Origin of the sequence: Calothrix sp. FACHB-168 (assembly GCF_963889195.1) — a bacterium.
Lineage (GTDB): Bacteria > Cyanobacteriota > Cyanobacteriia > Cyanobacteriales > Nostocaceae > Aulosira > Aulosira anomala_A.
The window spans coordinates 1-21,404 of record NZ_CAWPNJ010000031.1 but is presented as its reverse complement, the minus strand read 5'-3'; the positions used below and the strand labels follow the sequence as shown (position 1 = coordinate 21,404).

Annotated in this window: 14 protein-coding genes; 6 read left to right on the top strand and 8 right to left on the bottom strand. The window is 40.9% G+C overall.

Translation table 11 applies throughout. From position 1 onward, the window contains the following. Positions 1 to 46: 46 nt before the first annotated feature. The 7 genes from AACW45_RS19695 to AACW45_RS19665 form a co-directional block, all read right to left on the bottom strand. Complete coding sequence (locus tag AACW45_RS19695) at positions 47 to 4,510, bottom strand: condensation domain-containing protein (protein ID WP_190634059.1); 4,464 nt, start codon at positions 4,508 to 4,510, stop codon at positions 47 to 49. Positions 4,511 to 5,085: 575 nt separating this feature from the next. After that, positions 5,086 to 5,535 (bottom strand): hypothetical protein, encoded by a 450-nt coding sequence (locus tag AACW45_RS19690; protein WP_190634056.1) that lies wholly within the window; start codon positions 5,533 to 5,535, stop codon positions 5,086 to 5,088. 169 nt (positions 5,536 to 5,704) lie between these two features. Beyond that, positions 5,705 to 6,892: an anhydro-N-acetylmuramic acid kinase gene (locus tag AACW45_RS19685; RefSeq protein ID WP_190634054.1), complete on the bottom strand. Its 1,188-nt coding sequence runs from the start codon at positions 6,890 to 6,892 to the stop codon at positions 5,705 to 5,707. 101 nt (positions 6,893 to 6,993) lie between these two features. Beyond that, positions 6,994 to 7,911: a tetratricopeptide repeat protein gene (locus AACW45_RS19680; RefSeq protein WP_190634051.1), complete on the bottom strand. Its 918-nt coding sequence runs from the start codon at positions 7,909 to 7,911 to the stop codon at positions 6,994 to 6,996. Positions 7,912 to 8,314: 403 nt separating this feature from the next. Next, complete coding sequence (gene petJ, locus AACW45_RS19675) at positions 8,315 to 8,650, bottom strand: cytochrome c6 PetJ (RefSeq protein WP_190634048.1); 336 nt, start codon at positions 8,648 to 8,650, stop codon at positions 8,315 to 8,317. A 331-nt stretch (positions 8,651 to 8,981) separates the two neighbouring features. Further along, positions 8,982 to 9,473 carry a GNAT family N-acetyltransferase gene (locus tag AACW45_RS19670; protein WP_190634046.1) on the bottom strand — a complete coding sequence of 164 codons (492 nt, stop codon included), beginning with the start codon at positions 9,471 to 9,473 and terminating at the stop codon, positions 8,982 to 8,984. Between the two features lie 257 nt (positions 9,474 to 9,730). After that, a complete protein-coding gene (locus AACW45_RS19665; RefSeq protein ID WP_190547545.1) occupies positions 9,731 to 10,867 on the bottom strand; it encodes an RpoD/SigA family RNA polymerase sigma factor in 1,137 nt (378 codons plus the stop codon). 831 nt (positions 10,868 to 11,698) lie between these two features. Here AACW45_RS19665 and priA point away from each other — a divergent pair. The 6 genes from priA to kdpC all read left to right on the top strand — a co-directional run bounded on the left by priA (position 11,699) and on the right by kdpC (position 20,101). Further along, a complete protein-coding gene (priA, locus tag AACW45_RS19660) occupies positions 11,699 to 14,248 on the top strand; it encodes a primosomal protein N' (protein WP_190634044.1) in 2,550 nt (849 codons plus the stop codon). 604 nt (positions 14,249 to 14,852) lie between these two features. After that, positions 14,853 to 14,984, top strand: coding sequence for a hypothetical protein (locus AACW45_RS19655; RefSeq protein WP_277880414.1), 132 nt, complete (start codon positions 14,853 to 14,855; stop codon positions 14,982 to 14,984). A gap of 208 nt (positions 14,985 to 15,192) precedes the next feature. Next, positions 15,193 to 16,893: a potassium-transporting ATPase subunit KdpA gene (gene kdpA, locus AACW45_RS19650; RefSeq protein ID WP_190634043.1), complete on the top strand. Its 1,701-nt coding sequence runs from the start codon at positions 15,193 to 15,195 to the stop codon at positions 16,891 to 16,893. A gap of 155 nt (positions 16,894 to 17,048) precedes the next feature. After that, entirely contained in the window at positions 17,049 to 19,154 is a 2,106-nt protein-coding gene (kdpB, locus tag AACW45_RS19645) for a potassium-transporting ATPase subunit KdpB (protein WP_190634041.1), read from the top strand. A 37-nt stretch (positions 19,155 to 19,191) separates the two neighbouring features. Next, positions 19,192 to 19,446 carry a potassium-transporting ATPase subunit F gene (locus tag AACW45_RS19640; protein WP_190634039.1) on the top strand — a complete coding sequence of 85 codons (255 nt, stop codon included), beginning with the start codon at positions 19,192 to 19,194 and terminating at the stop codon, positions 19,444 to 19,446. A gap of 52 nt (positions 19,447 to 19,498) precedes the next feature. Beyond that, entirely contained in the window at positions 19,499 to 20,101 is a 603-nt protein-coding gene (gene kdpC / locus AACW45_RS19635) for a K(+)-transporting ATPase subunit C (RefSeq protein WP_190634037.1), read from the top strand. 229 nt (positions 20,102 to 20,330) lie between these two features. On the opposite strand, the gene AACW45_RS19630 is transcribed toward kdpC, so the two are convergent. After that, positions 20,331 to 20,843 (bottom strand): transposase, encoded by a 513-nt coding sequence (locus AACW45_RS19630; protein ID WP_190634035.1) that lies wholly within the window; start codon positions 20,841 to 20,843, stop codon positions 20,331 to 20,333. Positions 20,844 to 21,404: the final 561 nt, after the last annotated feature.

The window sequence follows — 21,404 nt, the reverse complement described above, 5'->3', positions numbered from 1 at the left end:
AAATCTAAAATCTAAAATCTAAAATTCCTTGTCCCCCTCCTCTGCGCTAAATCCTGGGAATTTCTCCGACTGTCTGCTGTGGTGCGATCGCCATATTCGCTACAATACTTTGAAAGTTGTCCATCATCGCTACAATCGTCTGACGCTCAAATAAATCGCTGTTGTATTCCCAAGTAGTTTTGAGTTCGGTTGCAGTTTCTGCGATGGATAAAGTTAAATCGTACTTGGCTGTTGTTGACTCTGTAATTATGGGGGTGACATTTAGTCCCGGTAGTTGCCAAATTTGCGGCGCAGTTTCTAAATTAAACATGACTTGCAAGGGGTTCTGACTCAGAGGATTTTCGGGCAATACATTATTTAATAGTTGCTCAAAGGGAACCTCTTGATTGGCATCAGCACCAGTCACGACTTGCTTGACTTGCTTGAGTAGTTCGCTAAAACTGAGATGTTCTTGAATGTGAATCCGCAATACCAAAATATTAGCGAATAAGCCAATCAGGTTTTGCGTATTTTGCTGACGGTTAGGAATGGTAGAACCAATGAGAATATCTTCGCGATCGCTGTAGCGATATAGTAAAGTCACAAATGCTGTCAGCAATGTCATAAACATTGTCACATCTGCTGTCTGACTTAGGGTTTTTAATTTTTCCCACAACTCGACATCAATATCACAATGCAAACTACTACCCTTGAATTTTGGCGGTAATTTTCGGGGTTTGTCTGTAGGTATTTCTTGTAACTTGCGCACGCTGGCTAATTGTCGATTCCAGTACTTAATTTGTCGTTGTAATACTGGTGTAGTCAATAACTCCCACTGCCATAAGGTATAGTCTACATACTGAATTGGCAAAGCTGGTAATGGTGATGCATCACCTGCACAGTAAGCTGCATACAAACTAGACAATTCTTGGCAGAGAATTGCTAGCGACCAGCGATCGCAAACAATATGATGTAAAGTCAGTAATAGTACATATTCTTGTTGCGGTAATTGTAACAACTTAGCGCGAATCAATGCATCGCCAGCTAAGTCAAAAGGTATATGGGCTTCGATTTTCGCGAGTTGGTGTGCTGTGTTTTCTGGGTCTGGAGAATTCTGTAAATTGATAATATGCAGGTTGACAGTGGGAGTAAGATTAATTACCTGTACTGTTAAACCCTTAACTACCTGAAAGTTAGTCCGCAAGCTGGCGTGACGTTGGACGATTTCGCGAATACTGGACTCTAGAGCCGGAATATTTAAATTACCAGCAATGCGCATTGCCAAAGGCATATTGTAAATAGCATTTTTGCCTAGCAATTGGTCGAACAGCCACAGTCTAGATTGGGCAAAAGATAAAGGAAACTCTGTTTGTCCGGGTGAAACGGGAGTAATTGTCGGTACTGTTTGTCCTAAATCAGTTTGGCGATAACTGGTAATTAACTTTTCTAGTTCAGCTACTGTAGGCGCTTCAAACATACATCGCCAAGGAAGTGTCACCTGATAAGCTTGGCGCAATCGGAAAATAACTTGCATCGCCAACAGAGAATTACCACCCATAACAAAAAAGTTGTCGTGAACGCCAATCTCGTCTTTACCTAAAATGCTGGCAATAATATCAGCAATTACGGCTTCAGTTGGCGTTCTTGGGGGAATAAATTTATGCTCTTGATGTTCCGGCTCTAAATTATGATTTGCTTTTTTATTTTGACTCTGATAACTGCGAATTTTCCCTTGCTGATGAATTGGCGGTAATAACTCAATATTGCCATTAGCTAAATAACGGGCGAATTCACCAGTTTTATATAAAGTTGCACCAGCTTGAGAGTTAAATGGATGGGGAATAAAAACTGTTGCTGTTAACTCTGGGTTTTGGTAGTAACCCATTGCTAGCCCATCGCCACCAATGTATAGTTCCCCTGGGATACCCATTGGTACTGGTTGTAATTGAGCATCAAGCAAATAGATTTGTGTATTATCAATAGGACGACCAATGGGAATATTCGTATCAATATCAGATGCCTTTGTGATTGGATAATAACAAGTTACAGATGTATTTTCACTGACCGAATAAACATTAATTAGCTTTAATTTTGGTGCAGTTTGCAGCAGTTTTTTAACATGAGCAACAGATATGACATCTGTGATTAAAAGTTGCTTTAACTGAGTTAATTCTGCTAGTTTTTTATCTACCATTAACTGAAATAATTCGCCTCTCAGCCATATAGTTGTTACCTGATTTTGGCTGATAGTTTGGGCTAACTCTAGCAAACTAGGTTTATGATTAGGGAGGATAATTAAACGCCCACCATTAAGTAAGCTACCCCAAATTTCTACAGTTGCTTCATCAGCAGTTATGGGAGCTAATTGGAGAATAACTTCTGCGTTACTGAAGTTAGCGTAGTTATTCCCCATAACTAAATTGACTACACTACGATGAGTAATGCTCACACCTTTTAGCTGACTGTTAGCACCAGTTTGATAGATGACATAAGCCAGATTTGCTGATGTTACTGATACTGTAGGATTTTCCTGGGGCGATTGGTCAATAATATCTGTTTCTGTGACTAAGCAAATTAAATCTGCTAGCTGCGGGGGTATATTTGCTAGTAAATGTGTTTGTGTTAGAAGAACTGATATTTGAGTTGCTTCTAAAATTAATCTTAAATTTTCTTGAGGAGCGGTGGGATCTAGAGGTACATAAGCACCCCCAGCTTTGAGAATTCCCAAAAGTCCGATAACTTTCCACAGAGAAGATTCTACACAAATACCTACTAGTGTTCCTGACTGTACACCCAGAGATTTTAAGTAATGGGCTAGTTGATTGGCTAGTTGATTTAATTGTTGATATGTGAGTTGTTGTTCTGCAAAAACTATAGCCACAGCATCGGGTGTCAGTTCTACCTGCTGGGTAAATAGTTCATGAATGCACTTATCTTGAGGATATTCTGTAGAGTGAGGAGTACATTCTGCTAATAATTTATGTCTTTCTCTGGCTGTTAATAAAGGTAAATCTCGCAGTTTTTGCTCTGGATTGGTAAAAATTTCTCCTAATAAATTTTGATAATGACTGTGCATGTTACTCATCATCTCTGAGTCAAACAAATCCGTGCTATATTCCCAAGACAAATAAAAATCACTACCTGATTCAATAATTTTCAAATTAATGTCAAATATTCCGCCTCTTTGCACTCCTAACTCGGATAATACTTCTATATTTAGGTCTAAATTTCTGGGATATTTGGCATCATAAAAGCGACAATGTTTATGCCAAGTAAAGCAGGTAGATATGAGAGGCAAGGAAGTGCGATCGCGCTTATTATTTATTTTGTCTACCAACAACGAAAAAGGCGCTTCTTGATGCTTAATTGCACCAATTACTAGACTACGTACTTGATTAAGTAATTCTTTAAAAGTCGGGTTATCAGGTAAATAACAGCGTAAGACAGAGATGTTAGTAAAGTGCCCTACAACTTTCTGAAAATCTTTCCTGACAGTCCTACCTACCATTGGCGCTCCTAACAGAATTTCTTCTTCACCTGTATAGCGGTAAAGTAAAGCAACAAATGCTGCCAGTGTAATGGTATAAAGGGAGGCTCTTTGAGTTTTTGCTAGCTGTTTGATTTGGTTAATTAATTCTGCATCTAATTTAAAGATGATGCTATCTCCCCTATAAGTTTGTTTGCGGGGATGAGAATGAATACCAGGCCAATTTAAATTCGGTAATTCACCTGCTAGCTGTTCTTGCCAATATGCCCAAAGTTTATCTTGATTATTTGCTAGCATATCATTTTGCCAGCGCACGTAATCTGTATATTGATATTTGGGAAAAGGTAGACTTACAGAATCTAATGATTCGGGATTAGTTTCAGCAGAGTATAAAATCTCAAATTCTTCGAGTAGCAAATCTAAAGACCACATATCCCCGGCTATGTGGTGCATGATAATTAATTGAATATTTCCTTGGGAATTATTATTAAATAACTTGACCTTTAATACTGGCCCAGATTCCAGGTCAAAAATAACATTTGTGGCTAAATTAATTTGTGCTTTTAAATCTGCTTCACACCAAGTAGAAGCATTTATTACCTCTACATTAACTTCTTGATGAGAGTTAATTTGTTGTACTGGTTGACCATTACGAATTGTATAAGTAGTCCGCAGAATTGTATGGCGATTGATAATTTTTTGCCATACTTTTCTCCAAGCTGCTAAATCTATATCTGAGTTAATTCGTGCTACAAGATAAATATTGTTAGCAACACTCTCTGGTGCTATTTGGTAGATAAACCATAGAGCTAACTGTCCGTGAGATAGTCCATAAAAACAGGTGGTTGCTGCTAATAAATTTTGCGAATCACTCTCAGACTGCTGCAGGATTGTGACTATTTCTGCTTCTTGCTCTCGCAGTTGAGCTAACAGCTTAGGAGAGAGATTCTCTCTAACGGCTTCATAGCGTAGGCTGTTGCCCTCCGTCCAGAGCTTTACGTTAAGATACCGTAGCTCTAACAACAACTCATCAACTGTTTTCATGAATACGATTTTCCTTCCTTTACGGAACCCACAGATCTAGTAATCCTATTTAAGTTATGAAATTAGTATGTGTATTAGTATCTGCAGTATGGTTATGGCTTGTTATGGCGTAGCCTAACGCACCAAAATTTCCTTGTACTATTTGTATTTTTACGTATAGTACAGGGCAGAGTAACAATTGAAAATTAGCCAAAAAATGGCTGTTGCCACAATATAAAAACCTATTGGGAGAAAATCGTCAGTATAAGTACCAGTTTTTTATTGTATGTGTGTTTTTACTCAGTCTATTTACGGAAAACTAGGGGAATTGTCAAATATTTGGTATTTGGCAGTTAATAGACGCGATGAATCTGGCACTCAACAGACGCGATGAATCTGGCACTCAACAGACGCGATGAATCTGGCACTCAACAGACGCGATGAATCTGGCACTCAACAGACGCGATGAATTTGGCACTCAACAGACGCGATGAATTTGGCACTCAACAGACGCGATGAATCTGGCACTCAACAGACGCGATGAATCTGGCACTCAACAGACGCGATGAATCGCGTCTCTACAATATGATGTAATATCATTTTGCCGCCTGTCGTTCTAGACTGGCTTCGATTGTACTGTTGAGAAAATGACCGGCGAGAATAGCGCTACTTAAATAGTAGGAATCATCTGATAATTGATGCAGGGTTTCAAATCCGCTACGACGTTGGCGATCGTTTAGTGCCCAATAACGCTGCACAATGGTTGATACTCCAATCAAACCTTCGCCTTCTACTTGTCCTAACATATTATGTTGCAGTAAAAAAGTATACTGGCGCTCTCCATTGTCTAAGCGTCCTTTATACTGCAAAGAAATGTCTGAGCGATCGCTATTTGGAAATATTAGCTTTGTCGCCATCGTAAACCAATTATCCCGATTCCAAGCCACCAAAATCATACCTTTGACATTAATCGGCATACTATTGCGTTCTAGCCAACTTCCTTGTAATGTCCAACGTCCGGGTTGTATTAAAAAAGTATGAGCCACCTTGTTATGTTCCTTGTCTCGCTCGAATACCGCCAAGACACTAAATATATATGTGACAGGCGCAAATGTCAGGCGGTCAATAAATCCAAGTATAGCCTTCAGCAATTTGCAGTGCTAATCTTAACTCAGCATTTAGGCAATGCCTAGCAATGGGCGGGGAAACCCTACATTATGCCCAATGCCCCATGCCCAATGCCCCATGCCCAATATTAATTTCTCCTAAAAGTACTTCTTTGGGTGCGCCTGTAGCGCTGGGGAGGTTTCCGGGAATGTCTAATTGTCGCCAATAAGCTAACACTGCAAAGGCGATCGCTTCTTTAAAATCTGCACTCACACCAGCTTTATCTGTGGTTTCTACGGGTATAGATGGTAATAAAAACTGCAATCGCTGTTTTAAATAAAGGTTGCGGCTACCACCACCACATAACAAAACGCGATCGGGTAGTTGGGGTAAAAAGGTACGATAACTATGAACTATTGAAGCGGCTGTGAGTTCTGTTAGGGTTGCCATAATATCGGCTGCACTAAGTTGGTAGGCTTCAGCATCTTGTAAACACTGCTGCAAATAAGCAACACCAAATAATTCTCTACCAGTTGATTTCGGCGGTGGTAATTGAAAGTAATCTTGGGCTAGCCATTGTTCTACTAAAGGCTGACAAGGTGTGCCAATTGCTGCTAACTGCCCATTTTCATCGTAAGTTTTAGCACCGTTAGTTAAATGCTCTACAGCTAAATCTAATAGGCTATTTCCCGGGCCTGTATCCCAGCCGCGCATTTTTTCTAGCCAATTATCGCGGCGCGGTGGTATATAAGCAACATTACCAATCCCACCGATATTTTGGATACAACGCGCTTCTTGGGGATGACTGAGCAAATAAGCATCAACTCGCGGAACCAAAGGCGCACCATGTCCACCAATGGCAATATCCGCAACGCGAAAGTTACTTACCGTTGTGATTCCGGTTACATGGGCAATTAATGCACCGCGTCCGAGTTGCAAAGTGTAACCTAAAGCAGAATTTTTCCCTTTTTCTCTAGATCCTTGGGGTGGTCGGTGGTAAACTGTTTGACCGTGAGAACCAATTAAACTAGCTGGTTGATGACCAATTTGAATATTTTCGGCAGCTTGTGCAAAAGCAAAAGCGATCGCATCATCGATTTCTGCTAATTCTGCCATTGAAATGGCTTCTCCGGCACACAATGCCAAAATTTTCTCCCGCAGTTCTGCCGGATAGGGATATGTTGCACCAGCAAGTAACTCAACTTTTAAATCTAACTCTCGTCCAGTAATTTCTACTAAAGCAGCATCTATACCATCAACAGATGTGCCGCTAATTAAACCGATAACTTTAGTCATAAATATTAGGACTTACACAATTTGCTATTGTTCACCGTCCACAGTTCACAGTCAACCGTCAACCGTCAACCGTCAACCAAATAAAATTTTTTCGAGTTCCCTTAAGCAACTTCTGTGACTGATGGCATTTGTTTTTGCATGGTTTTGAGTAGAGTTAAGGCTTTTTCATAAGCTTGCTTCTCTCCCCGATTATCAAAGAAATCTGATGCTGTTTGTAAATCCGCGATCGCTCCTTGATAATACCCTAGTTGATAGCGAGCTACACCGCGATTTACATAAGCCATACCATTGTTGGGATTGAGGCGAATAACGTGGGAAAAATCCCGCAACGCACCAAAGTTATCTCCTTTTCTCCCGCAAGCGCAACCTCGGTTAAAGTAAGCTCTGTCATCTTGAGCATCAAGCTTAATTGCCATAGTAAAATCAGCCATCGCTCCTTCAATATCTTGCAACTCTAACTGCGCTAAACCTCTGTCATTATAGATATCTGCAAGTACTACAGGGGTTGAAGTAGGAATTTGACTCAGGGCTAAATTATAATCGGCTATGGCCTGGGAATAATTACCTGTAGCTGCATAAGCTAAAGCTAGATTATAGTACGCACGAAATTCATGAGGCTGAAGTGCGATCGCTTGCTCGTAATCGGCTATGGCTGAGGGATAATCTTGTTGTCTGTAGTTTGCTAATCCCCGATTGAGATAAGCTTGGGCGTTTGTCGGTGATAAATTTATAGCTACCGTACAATCTGCGATCGCTTGATGGTATTGTTGTAAGTGGAGATATGCCAAACAGCGATCGCTATAAGCTTGATGAAAATCACCTTGCAGTTTAATTGCTTGGGTTAAATTCGCGATCGCTTGTTGATAATCGCCGTGCTGAATCTCATTTACCCCTAACTCAAAAAATTCCCTGGCTGTAGTTTGGGTGTGAGATAATGGTGCAGCATTGGCAGCGTGCGTGCAAAAAGTGAAGGTCAAAATTGCGATCGCACTGAGAAATAATCGCCAAAAATCAGTCATAAGCAATATGTTTACTAATTCGTCATTCGTAATACCCTACGGGAAGGCTAACGCCTACGTAATTCGTAATTAAATCGGTACAAACCTCAATTAAATTTCCAAACTTTCAACCAGACTTTAAAACAGAGGTTTCGGAGCCAGCACAGATTTTAACTATGAATTTCCTACTCAGTAAGTAGGCAAAAATCACCACAACTATTTTACGAAACTTAAACCGACTTGAAACCCTTACCAATGTAAATTGTACAGACGCGATTCATCGCGTCTCCGATTCATCGCGTCTCTGACAAATAACAACTAGCCATCTTTAATTACACACCCTATTTACACTAATACAATTAGCGGGACAATCAGCCCCGCTAACCATAATTTGTGCAGCAAACAGTGAGTGAATTACCTGGTTTTATTTCCAGTCTTTATCCGCTTGTTGAAGAACATAAGCGGCTACATTTTCAATTTGATCGGCCTTTAATCTACCCTTAAAAGCAGGCATAGCATTTTTACCATTTGTTACTTGAGCAATAATTGCTTCTGCTGAGTACATGCCATACTTTTCCAAAGCATCCTTTTTCAGATTCTTGTTGGCTTGAACTAAATTCTTGCCACCTGCATGACAAGAAGCACAATTAGCTGCAAATATCTTAGCGCCACTAGCAGCATCTCCAGCTAAAGCGGGACTACTGAAGGCAAAGGTGAAGATGGTAATGCCCAACAGTAATACGGAAATAATTTTCTTCATTTCGTGTTCTCTATGAAACAAAAGCATGATCGGTGATCTATCCTTCATAATTGTCAGTTGAGGCGTTCACCTTCGTCAAAAGACAGGCTGTCGTACTTCGTGCAAATCCTTACCTGAACTAGGTTTTCGGGTTTTTGCTTCTCAGCCACTTCATATCATAATTTGTATCTGTTTTTAAAATATTAACTTTTGTAAAAGTTAACACTCAATAATTAAAAAAACCTGAAGAAAAAGAGGCAGAGGGACAAGGAGGATAATTGTAGAGACGCGATTCATCGCGTCTTTAAATAAATGCCCCATGCCCAATGCCCCATGCCCAATGCCCCATGCCCTATTTCTTTGCCAATTGCGTCAGCGCCTCTTCTGTAACGCGGCAAATTCGCCAATCATCTAAAATAGATGCGCCCATGCTGCGGTAGAAATTTTGCGCAGGCTCATTCCAATCTAAAACGCTCCACTCTAAGCGCCCGCAATTACGCTCAACAGCGATTTGGGCTAATTTGGTTAAAAGTGCCTTACCAATACCTTGACGGCGATATTCAGGCACAACGAACAAATCTTCCAGATAAATCCCTGGCTTGGTCAAAAAAGTAGAATAATTATGAAAAAACAGCGCAAAGCCTACAGCTTGCCCTGCATACTCGGCTAAGATTGCCTCAATATATCTAGGCGAACCAAATAGATGCTCTTTGAGAGCCATAGCATCGCCAGTTACCGCATGAGATAATTTCTCATAATCGGCTAATTGCTGAATTAGGTCAAATAAAACACTGGAATCTTCCGGTTCAGCAAAACGCAAAGTCAAATCGCTACGCGCAGTCATGAGGTTATAGTCAACAGTCCATAGTCAATAGTCAACAGTCAACAGTCCAAAGTCAATAGTCCAGAGTCAACAGTCAAAAGTCAATAGTCAAAGGACTAATAAATAACCTTTGAACATTAACGATTAATCGTTGAACATAAACGATTAACCACTGAACATTAATGATTAACCTTTGAGCAATCACGATTAATCATTGACTGTTGACTATTGACCATTGACCATTGACCATTGACCATTGACCATTGACCATTGACTACTTAAATTAACCACCCTTTTAAGCGTTTGGCAATATGGGGACGACGTAATTTGCGCATGGCTTTACTTTGAATTTGGCGCACTCGTTCGCGAGAGAGATTGAACATATTGCCAACTTCTTCTAAAGTGCAGGGTTCGCTGGTGGTTAACCCATAACGTAAAGAAATGACATCTTTTTCTCTTGGGGTTAACACATCTCCCAACACTTCCCAAATCTCCTGACGCATCATGTGTTCGTTCATTTTTGCTTCAGGAGATTGGTTATCTTCATCCTCTAATAAATCCATTAATTCCGTGTCTTCTTCTTTCCCCACACGGTGATTTAAGGATAGTGCTTGACGCCTGAGTTGTTGTAATTGGCGTAATTGCTGTACATTCATTTCCAAAGCTTCTGCCATTTCGGCTTCGGAAGGATTGCGAGAAAATTTTTGTTTGAGTTCCCGTTGCGCTTTTTTAAGTTTGTTAAGTTTTTCAACAATATGAATCGGTAGGCGGATGGTTCGCGCATCATTAGCGATCGCTCTAGTAATCGCTTGTCTAATCCACCAATAAGCGTATGTCGAAAATTTATATCCTTTATCTGGATCGAATTTTTCTGTAGCGCGATTTAAACCCATTGCGCCTTCTTGAATTAAATCTAGAAAAGGTACTCCGCGATTAAGATATCTTTTGGCAATGGAGACAACTAAGCGCAGGTTAGAGCGAATCATTTTCCGTTTCGCCACTCGACCTTGATACAATCGGCTTTCTAGCTGCTTTTCAGTCATATCTAACTCAGCAGCGATTTGTGCTTTGGTCGGTTGCTGCTCTAAGCTAGATTGTAAAGATTCTTGGATATTTCTGAATTCTTCTAAAAATCTGACTCGCCTTGCTAATTCCACTTCTTCGTCGGGTTTTAGCAAGGGATAACGCGCCATTTCTTTAAAAAACGCGCCTACAGCATCGTCATGCTCGGTTTTATTGTATCCCGATGGACGAGCGGCTGCCATTTCATCACCATCACGTTCTTCTGATTCCACAGTTTCGGGAATCGCAGAATCGTCATCGGCCACTGCTTCTAAACTCTCAAATGATTGTTCTTCAATTTCAGCAGCACTTTCTACTAATATTTCCAGTGTTCCCAATTCAGCAATATTCATAACGTTCCTTTAGGGATTGTTGCTTTGTTTGGTACATAATTCAGTGACAGCTGCTTGCTTGAGGCTTGGTAGTTTCCCTAAGGGAGAAATGCACGTGTCCGGTAGCAAAACAAAAGTTTATGCTAATTTCTCATTAGAAGTTAAAATCAATGTCTAGCTGTCAATGCTTGGTTCTTGCTAGATCAACTCATAACAATACTGGCCTATGCACCCACCAAATATCTCCTCAGCTCCCCTATATATATTCCTCATTCTTTTCTCGATTGCTAAATATGTCAAATTTCCTCAAACTTTCTCAACCTTAACTCAGATAAAAGTTTCAGCTAAACTGCCGAAAAGATTAAATTTTTATTTAATTTTTCAAACTTTTTTAGACTGTTTTGGTGGGCAGTGATGTTAAAAATCATAGCTTACTGCTGAGTTGATTGGGGTTGATTAAGTTTGATGACAGACACAAAATTAGCAATTTAAAAATGGGAATAAATTGTTTATTTGTATAAAAGCATCTCATATACATAAACTATTGAATATCTATCGATAGGGTGAAAATCTGATACCCTACCTAGTAGATATACCAATTGTTTTGAGGATAGTAGAGAAAATGCTTTTGCTGTGTATCGGGGTTATTAATTACTTACTGCATGTATAGTTGAGTGCAATTTGGTGATGTAGAAGATATAAGAGGAAACTTATCAAGTATTATAAGGGATAAAAGTATTGCGAATTACAGTTTATGTCATGGGGCGCAAAAAGTTAAATTATTAGGCAAAATTTGCTGGTTGACGAACCTGAGAATAGCCAAAGAAAAATTTATTTATTAAATTAGAACTTATGTATATTGATGGCGTAAATTTATCCCGTTTGGTAGTGCATGAACCTGGGGAGTCTTATCAATCACAAGCAAATATCAATCGGTGGGTTGAAGTGTTGGTAGATTGTCCGGGAAATTTGGGGTTATTTACCTATCGATTACCACCCCAGTTAGAAATAAAACCAGGTGATATTTTAACTGTACCTTTTGGTACGCAACAAATTGGCGGGATTGCCATTCGCTTATTGACACAGCCTAATAGTGATATTCCGCTAGAAAAAATCCGAGATGTAGAAGATGTGGTTAGTGTAGGATTTTTTCCTGTTGGATATTGGGAATTGTTGAATAAAGTAGCGACATATTATTACACTCCGTTGATGCAGGCGATTAGGGTAGCTTTACCACCAGGATTATTAGGGCGATCGCAGCGCCGGATTCGGTTAACTACTCTGGGAAAGCAAATTACCAAAAACGATAGTGAAAGTAATAATGTACTAACTCAGTCCCTATCTCCTGCGGCTACATTTATTAGTTCTACAGCCCAGCAAATTCTCCAACTTTTGCACGCTCATCCATTAGGCGATTACAGTTTTATCTACCTACAACAAAAAATCAAATCGGCTCATCGGGGAGTGCGAGAGTTAAAGCGATTTGGTTTAGTAGAAAGTTACTTAGAACCGCCAAAATTAACTCGCCCCAAATTACAGAAAGCAGTTACGCTCATAGACACAATTGACGCTGATTTAACTCCTCGCCAACGAGAAATTATTGAAGTCTTGCGCAGGCGTGGGGGTGAATTATGGCACAGTGAATTATTGCAGATTTGTCATACTAGCGCCTCTGTCTTGAAGACGTTGGCAAATAAAGGCTGTATTGTAATTGAAGAAAGGGAAGTATTACGAGCAGAACAGGGGCCTGTAGTTAGTAGCGATCGCCCTAAATCATTAACTCCCGATCAATCTAACGCTTTAGCCAAGATACAAGCGCTTAATGGCTATACTCAAGTGTTGTTACATGGCGTTACAGGTTCGGGAAAAACCGAAGTTTACTTACAAGCGATCGCACCTTTATTAACTCAAGGTAAATCCGCTTTAGTTTTAGTCCCTGAAATCGGACTCACACCCCAACTCACCGATCGCTTTCGCGCCCGTTTTGGTAGTAAAGTTAGCGTCTATCATAGCGCTCTCTCCGATGGCGAACGTTACGACACTTGGCGACAAATGCTTACAGGGGAACCGCAAGTAGTCATTGGTACGCGCAGCGCCATTTTTGCGCCCTTACCTAACTTGGGTTTAATTATCTTAGACGAAGAACACGACAGCAGTTTTAAGCAAGATTCCCCCATCCCCACCTATCATGCGCGTACCGTAGCCCAATGGCGCGCTGAAATCGAAAATTGTCCCTTAATTTTAGGTTCAGCCACACCTTCCTTAGAAACTTTGGTGAGTTTGGGAAATCTAGGAGAAGAAAATTCTTCCGGTTCCTCTCTCTACCTCTCCCTACCGCAACGCATCAACTCGCGCCCTTTACCACCAGTAGAGATAGTAGATATGCGGCGAGAATTACAGGAAGGAAATCGTTCGATATTTAGCAGATCTCTACAAGAAGCTTTACACCAGCTGCAAGAAAGACAACAACAGGGGATATTATTTATCCATCGTCGGGGACACAGTACTTTTGTGTCTTGTCGCAGTTGCGGGTATGTATTGGAATGTCCGCATTGTGACGTATCTTTAGCTTACCACCACACCGAAGACGGTGCGCCGCAACTTTTGCGTTGCCATTACTGTAATTATGCGCGATCGCATCCCAAATTTTGTCCCGATTGCGCTTCCCCTTACCTGAAATTCTTCGGTAGCGGTACACAGCGCGTCGCCCAAGAATTATCCCGTCAGTTTCCCGAACTCAAATACATTCGTTTTGATAGCGACACCACCCGCAACAAAGGCGCACATCGTACCCTTCTCACTCGGTTTGCTAACGGAGAAGCGCATCTATTAGTGGGTACGCAAATGCTCACCAAAGGTTTAGACTTACCCCAGGTGACATTAGTCGGGGTAGTTGCGGCTGATGGTTTGTTGCATCTTTCTGATTATCGCGCCAGCGAGCGAGCATTTCAAACTTTAACCCAAGTCGCCGGGCGTGCTGGTAGAGGCGAAGATCCCGGTAGAGTCATTATCCAAACTTACAACACAGAACATCAGGTAATTGAATCAGTCACAAATCACGATTATCAATCTTTTTCTACTGCTGAATTAGAACAAAGACAAGCCCTTGATTATCCGCCTTACGGTAGGTTAATTTTATTACGATTAAGCAGTTTAGATCCGATTCAAGTGCAAAATACAGCGCAAATCATCACCACAAAATTAAATACAGGCACAGGATGGGAAATTTTAGGGCCAGCACCAGCTAGTATTTTACGTGTAGCAAATCGTTATCGCTGGCAGATATTAATTAAATTTGCTGCTGATGATTTACCGAATTTACCAGACTGGGAAGAAGTGCGATCGCTCTGTCCCCCATCTGTGAGCTTGACAATCGATGTCGATCCATTAAATATTATGTGAAATCAGTTTTTACGGCACATCAATAATATTCTAGAGGGCATGGCACTGCCATGCCCCTACCATCTGTCCTATTCTTTTTTATCCTAGTAGCTTTCATCGATATATTTGGAGAAATCAAATATCAGTATGATAGCAATACTAAATGATTCACAAACGCATATCTTCCTTGTCTCCCTTGTCTCCCTTGTCTCTATAACTAAGTAGGCGAAAACTACCAAACTAGATTACTAAACCTCGTCCATTTTGAAACCAGGAGTAGTGCGGGCATCTTGCCCGCTAAGAAGTCCAGGGAGCAAGATGCTCCCACTACTTTTAAAACTATGGTTCTCAAAGTAGATGTGGTTTAAATGTAAATATATTGTAAACTCTTCCCCATGACAAAGCCCAAAACCTAAAGGCTGGTTTTCTCCCCCGATCGCTTTGTCAGCAGGATAAAAGAGAAATCACAAATAAAAATTTTTCGCCAAAAATTTAAATATGCCATATAATTTTTTGCTAACTTCTGTTTTTGTCGCAGCTAGCCAGGAGAAACTGTGTCCAGTGATACTTTACAACAAGAAGATAGTGTAATAAAAATAGCATCACCTACCTTATATATAAAGATATGAAAGTAGCAGCAACAGAAAATGTATTGTATAAACAAACAATAGATAGGATAACAATTAACGCTCAACAGGAAAATTTAAACGCTATTGCTCAACGCATCAGTCGTGATTGTGCAAATAGTCAGAAATAAAATCTGTAAATCTAACTTTATGAATAGGCTTTAGGAACTTCCAAGTAAAAAACCATTCCCTTGTTCTTGTTTACTGTCAACCGTCAACGACTTAAACGGGAATAATTTACTTTTTGGATTTACCCGATCTAAAACATAGCTGATTGGTAAATGTTTCAGTTGTCATAGTTATCTGTCTAAAACTTAACTTTAATTGAGTGCGAAATAAATGGGACAAGGTTTACTCCAAATTGGGTTAACGCTGTGTATAGTTATACTAATTACGCCTATATTCGGCAGATACATAGCCAATGTCTTTCAAGAAGAAAGAACAGTGCTTGATTCTTTGATGAATCCACTAGAACGGAGCATTTACGTTCTCGTGGGTGTGAGAAGAAAAGAAAATATGACTGGTTGGCAGTATATCAGAGCGGTACTATGCAGCAACCTGTTCATGGGCATTGTAGTATATTCGCTGATATATTTTCAGAAATTTTTACCTTGGAATCCCAACGGTTTAGGTACACCAACCTGGGATACAGTATTGCACACCACGGTTTCTTTTATTACTAACACTGACCAACAGCACTACGCAGGCGAAAATACATTAAGCTATTTTAGCCAAGTAGCGGCTTTAGGTTTTGTGATGTTTACCTCAGCTGCGACGGGTTTAGCGGTAGGAATTGCGTTTATTCGGGGATTGACTGGGAGAAAGCTGGGCAACTTTTATGTCGATCTGATCCGCGCTATTACACGCATATTATTACCTATATCAGTCATTGGCGCGATCGCCTTACTAATATTAGGTGTACCCCAAACCCTAGCCGGAACTCTCAGCGTGAGAACCTTAGAAGGTAGCACGCAATATCTAGCTAGAGGCCCGGTAGCATCCTTTGAGATGATTAAAATGCTAGGCGATAACGGCGGCGGCTTTTTTGGCGTTAACTCCGCCCATCCCTTTGAAAATCCCAATGGCGCTACTAATTTAATCGAAGCGATCGCCATGATTTCCATTCCCGCCGCCATGATTTACGTCTACGGCTTGTTTGCCAATAATACCAAACAAGCTTGGCTATTATTCTGGATGGTATTGGGGATTTTTGTTGTTTTAGTGGGAATAACAGCCACTGCTGAATTACAAGGTAATCCCCTAGTCAATGCCACCTTGGGAGCAGAATATCCCAATTTAGAAGGTAAAGAACTGCGCTTCGGCTGGGCGCAAACCGCAATGTGGGCGGTAATGACTACCGCTACCATGAATGGCGCTGTCAATGGAATGCATGATTCCTTAATGCCCCAAGGATTATTTTCCACTTTATTTAACTTATTTCTCCAGATTATCTGGGGAGGACAGGGCACGGGAATAGCTTATCTATTAATTTATGTAATTATTACCGTTTTTCTGACTGGATTAATGGTAGGACGTAGCCCAGAATTTTTAGGACGCAAAATTGAAAAACGGGAAATTGTTCTCGCCAGTATAGTATTACTCATACATCCAATTGCGGTATTAATTCCCAGCGCGATCGCTCTAGCTTATCCCTTTTCGCTATCGGGGATCACTAATCCTGGGTTTCACGGCATTTCCCAAGTAGTTTACGAATATGCTTCCGCCGCAGCTAACAACGGTTCTAGTTTGGCGGGTTTAGCTAACTCTCAGCCAGCACCCACAGCACTATGGTGGAACCTGAGTTGTTTATTTCCCCTATTAGCCGGACGCTACATTCCCATTATTGCCATTTTGCTACTAGCTGATAATATGTCTCGTAAACAAACAATCCCCGCCACCCCAGGAACATTAAAAACCGATTCTCTGCTATTTACCAGCGTCACAGCTGGCATCACTCTAGTTTTAGCCGTCCTCACCTTCTTCCCCGTTTTAGCCTTAGGCCCCATAGCCGAAGGTTTTAAACTAGCCTCTGGCAATTAGTAAAACTACGGAAATATCCGGTCACAGGGGGACAAGGGAAGGGGGACAAGGTTTTAGCACAACCAAGGATGAAAATATAAATCCTGCCCCCTGCCCCCTGCCCCCTGCCCCCTGCCCCTAGCCCCTAGCCGCTCCATCCTCACTCACCAAATATTATGAATTCAGTTGCAACTACCTCCAAAACCAAACCCCCACGTTCTCGCCAACGCGATCGCCGTCAAGTCAGTAAAAAAAAGAGAATAGGTGCTACGGGCATATACTTACGAGCTATTGGCGATGCCTTTATTAAGCTCAGTCCAGCTAAAGCAATTAAAAATCCGGTAATGTTTTTAGTCTGGATTGCTACATTAATCGCCATAGCAGTCACCATCGATCCCGCCTTATTTGGCGCAGTTGAACAAAATAATCCCCAACTGTTCAACGGCATATTAGCCGGAATTTTGTTTTTAACCGTTTGGTTTGCCAACTTTGCGGAAGCTTTAGCCGAAGGGCGTGGTAAAGCCCAAGCTGATACTTTACGCTCTAGCAAATCCGAGATAACCGCTAAAAAACTCTCTGCTGATGGCGCAATTACTGAAGTATCATCTACCAGCCTCAAACAAGGTGATACAGTTTACGTCGTCGCCGGCGATTTTATCCCCGCCGATGGGGAAGTAGTCATGGGTGTCGCCTCTGTTGATGAATCGGCAATTACTGGAGAATCTGCACCCGTACTGAAAGAATCAGGCTCAGATGTTGCCAGTTCTGTAACTGGCGGTACCAGAATCATCTCCGATGAATTGATTATCCGCATCACAGCTGACGCCGGTAAAGGCTTTGTCGATCGCATGATTGCTTTAGTAGAAGGTAGAGAACGCCACAAAACCCCCAACGAAATTGCCTTAACAGTTTTATTAGCAGTTCTGTGCTTAATCTGTTTATTTGTCGTCGCCACTCTACCTGCATTTGCTTACACCGTTAAAACTCCCATCAACGTCCCCATTTTAATTGCCCTCTTAGTCGCACTGATCCCCACCACCATCGGCGGTTTACTCAGCACCATTAGCATTGCGGGGATGGATCGCATTGCCCAATTTAACGTTATTGCTACTTCCGGACGAGCAGTTGAAGCGAGTGGAGATGTTAATACTCTACTTTTAGACAAGACAGGAACAATTACCTTAGGTAACCGCTTGGCAGAAGATTTCATCCCCATCAACGGACATTCAATGGAAGAAATTGCCAATGTCGCTTGGATTGCAAGTGTATTTGATAATACACCAGAAGGTAAATCGATTCTCCGCCTAGCAGAAAGATTTGGGGCTAGAGTAGACTTCGATCCCAACCACGCCGAACCAGTAGATTTTTCTGCTACTACCCGCATGAGTGGTACTAACCTACCTGGTGGGAGAGAGGTACGTAAAGGTGCAGTTTTAGCAATTAAAGGCTTTGTGCGATCGCGTCACGGGCGAGAAACCCCAGAATTAGATATTGCTTATGAGCGAGTTTCCCAACAAGGAGGTACACCCCTAGCCGTTTGCTTAGATAGGGAAATTTATGGTGTCATTCATCTTAAAGATATAGTTAAACCAGGAATTCGGGAACGATTTGACCAGTTACGCCGCATGGGAGTACGTATCATCATGCTAACTGGAGATAATCAGATTACTGCTGCTGTAATTGCCAAAGAAGCCGGAGTAGATGACTTTATTGCCGAAGCTACCCCAGAAGATAAAATTCTTGTCATTCAACAAGAACAACAAGAAGGCAGATTAGTAGCCATGACAGGAGACGGAAATAATGATGCACCAGCCTTAGCCCAAGCAAATATTGGTTTAGCGATGAACACAGGTACTCAAGCTGCCAAAGAAGCTGCTAACATGGTCGATTTAGACTCCGATCCCACCAAACTCATTGATATTGTCAGTATTGGTAAACAATTGTTAATGACGCGAGGAGCTTTAACTACATTTTCCTTAGCTAATGATATTGCCAAGTACTTTGCACTGATTCCCGTCATTTTTGCTGCTGCTAACTTGCAAAGTCTCAATATTATGCAATTGACTAATACAAATACAGCCATACTTGCTGTCTTGATTTACAATGCTTTGGCGATTCCTGCCTTAATTCCCTTAGCTTTAAAGGGAGTTCAATTTAAACCAGTCACAGCTAATAAACTTTTGCAACGTCATATATTAATTTATGGTTTAGGCGGATTAATTTTACCCTTTATTGCGATTAAATTGATAGATTTGCTGATTACTGCTACAGGATTATTCTAAACAAACTACTCCAGGGATGCGCAAAATATAACCGAAAATGAAAAATCCAATTGAAAATCAGGAGCTATTACAGCTATTATCATTTCTGCGATCGCACAGCCGTAAACAAAAGTTACCACTAGCAATTTTTATTGTGTTGTGCTTAAACTTGGCAATTGCACCCGTAGTTTATGCTGCTGCTGATGGTGAATTAGAACGACGTTCGGCTTGGGCAATTGGTATTTTAAGTTTCATCACAATTGCCATTGTTATTTACCTATTTGTCGTCATTTTTCAGCCAGAACGCTTCTAAAAATTCTTAATTTTATTCAAAATTCAATTCTCACAACGAACGCCTAAATTATATGTCTATTATTCGCGAAATCATCAGGGCTATTCGGGTAACTCTGGTATTGTGGTTACTCACAGCAATTATATATCCCTTACTAATTTTAGTAGTTGGTCAAGGCTTATTCCCATCACAAGCTAACGGTAGCATCATGGTGAATATAGATAATAACCCTATTGGTTCAGCTTTAATTGGTCAAGTATTTACATCCGAGAAATATTTTCACGGTCGCCCCAGTACAGTAAGATATAGCCAAGGTAAAAGAGCCAGACCAAATGGCATATCTGGAGCGAGTAATTTAGCTCCCACTAATCCACTACTACTTGAGCGAATAGTAGAACAAGCTAATCAATTTCAAGAAGAAAGTATTCAACCAACAGCAGATTTAATTTACACATCTGCTTCTGGTTTAGATCCACATATTTCTTTGAAAACAGCTAGGGAACAGGTAGAAAGGGTAGCCCGTGCCCGAAATATTCAAGAAGATGAAATATTACCCTTAATTAATAAATATACCGATGGCAGATTTTTATGGGTTTTTGGCGAGCCAGGGGTCAATATTTTGCGCTTAAATTATGCGCTGGATTTGCAAGAAATTAATCGTCAGCCAAATCAATAACAATTCAAAATTCAAAATTCAAAATTCAAGTATATGTAGTGGATTGACAATTCTAAAATAGTGCATTATCAAAACTCTTGTGGAATGGGCGTCTCGCCCGTTCTGGGCGGACAAGATGTCCACCCCACAAGAAAATTATATTGCAACATTTTAGCTGTGTCAGTCCATTATTTTGGACTGCGATTTATCAATATATTCTATAGGAATCCGATTTGATTTCTGAAAAAATCTAAGTATATGTAGTGGATTGACAATTCAAAAATAGTGCATTATCAAAACTCTTGTGGGATGGGCGTCTCGCCATTGGTGTCAAGTTAAGGCAAGTTAAAACATATTTTCCTTGCTCGGTCAGGGTATCAAACCACTCAAATCCATAGAAGCCCATATCTGTGATCAGTATTCCCCCGATGGGTAAACGCGCTGTTATTTCTGACCACCACTTTGTTTCATTACGTTTGGCATCGGCATCAAAAAATGCTGCCACTGGGCGATGAGTAAATGCTTCAACTACCATTAGCATCTTCCCCCCCAAGACTGAGCCTGTTTTTTGTTGCAGTTGTCCCAAATGTTTTTTGACTGCTTCTAGGGTTGATGCATCCGCAATCCATACAGCAGCGAACGATGATGCTACTGATGTCCACATTGGTGGCACTTCCATCTGCTTATTCTTGGCTGCCAGACGCTCTATTACTTGTTCAAACAGCTTGATAAACAACTGAGCTGGTAATTGAGTTTTACCCACTTGACAAGACTCTATTTTTCTTAACTTGACACCAATGGCGAGACGCCCACCCCACAATCAATAGTTGTATATTTTTTTATTTGGAAGTCCCTTAGTATTACTTAGCATATAAGGTTTTGGGTAGTACAATCTCTGTGTTCTCTGTGTTCTCTGTGGTTAAATAATACCAATTCAAATAGTATTGGCGACAGATTAATACATTGTAGAGGTCATGGCAGTGCCATGCCCCTACATTCGCTTTCATGGGTATAAATTATTTTTGCACCGCAGAGGACGCAGAGGCGCAGAGAATATAAGAGATTTTGATGATTGAGAGAATCTTTTTCCCTAGTCCCAAATTTCAAGCTAACTCATCACGAGAAAATCTCACAGCGAAATATGATAATCTCTCTTTCTTCTCTGTCAACTGTCAACCATCAACCGTCAACGCTATTTTTAAGCTAGTTGACAACTCCCCGCCGTAAAACGGCGGAGATTCTTCTTTCAACCAACGTCGCCTCTAAAGGCAGTGCCCTTAGACGGTCTTACACGTTGTCCAGAAGCAGTAGCGAGATGCCCTCC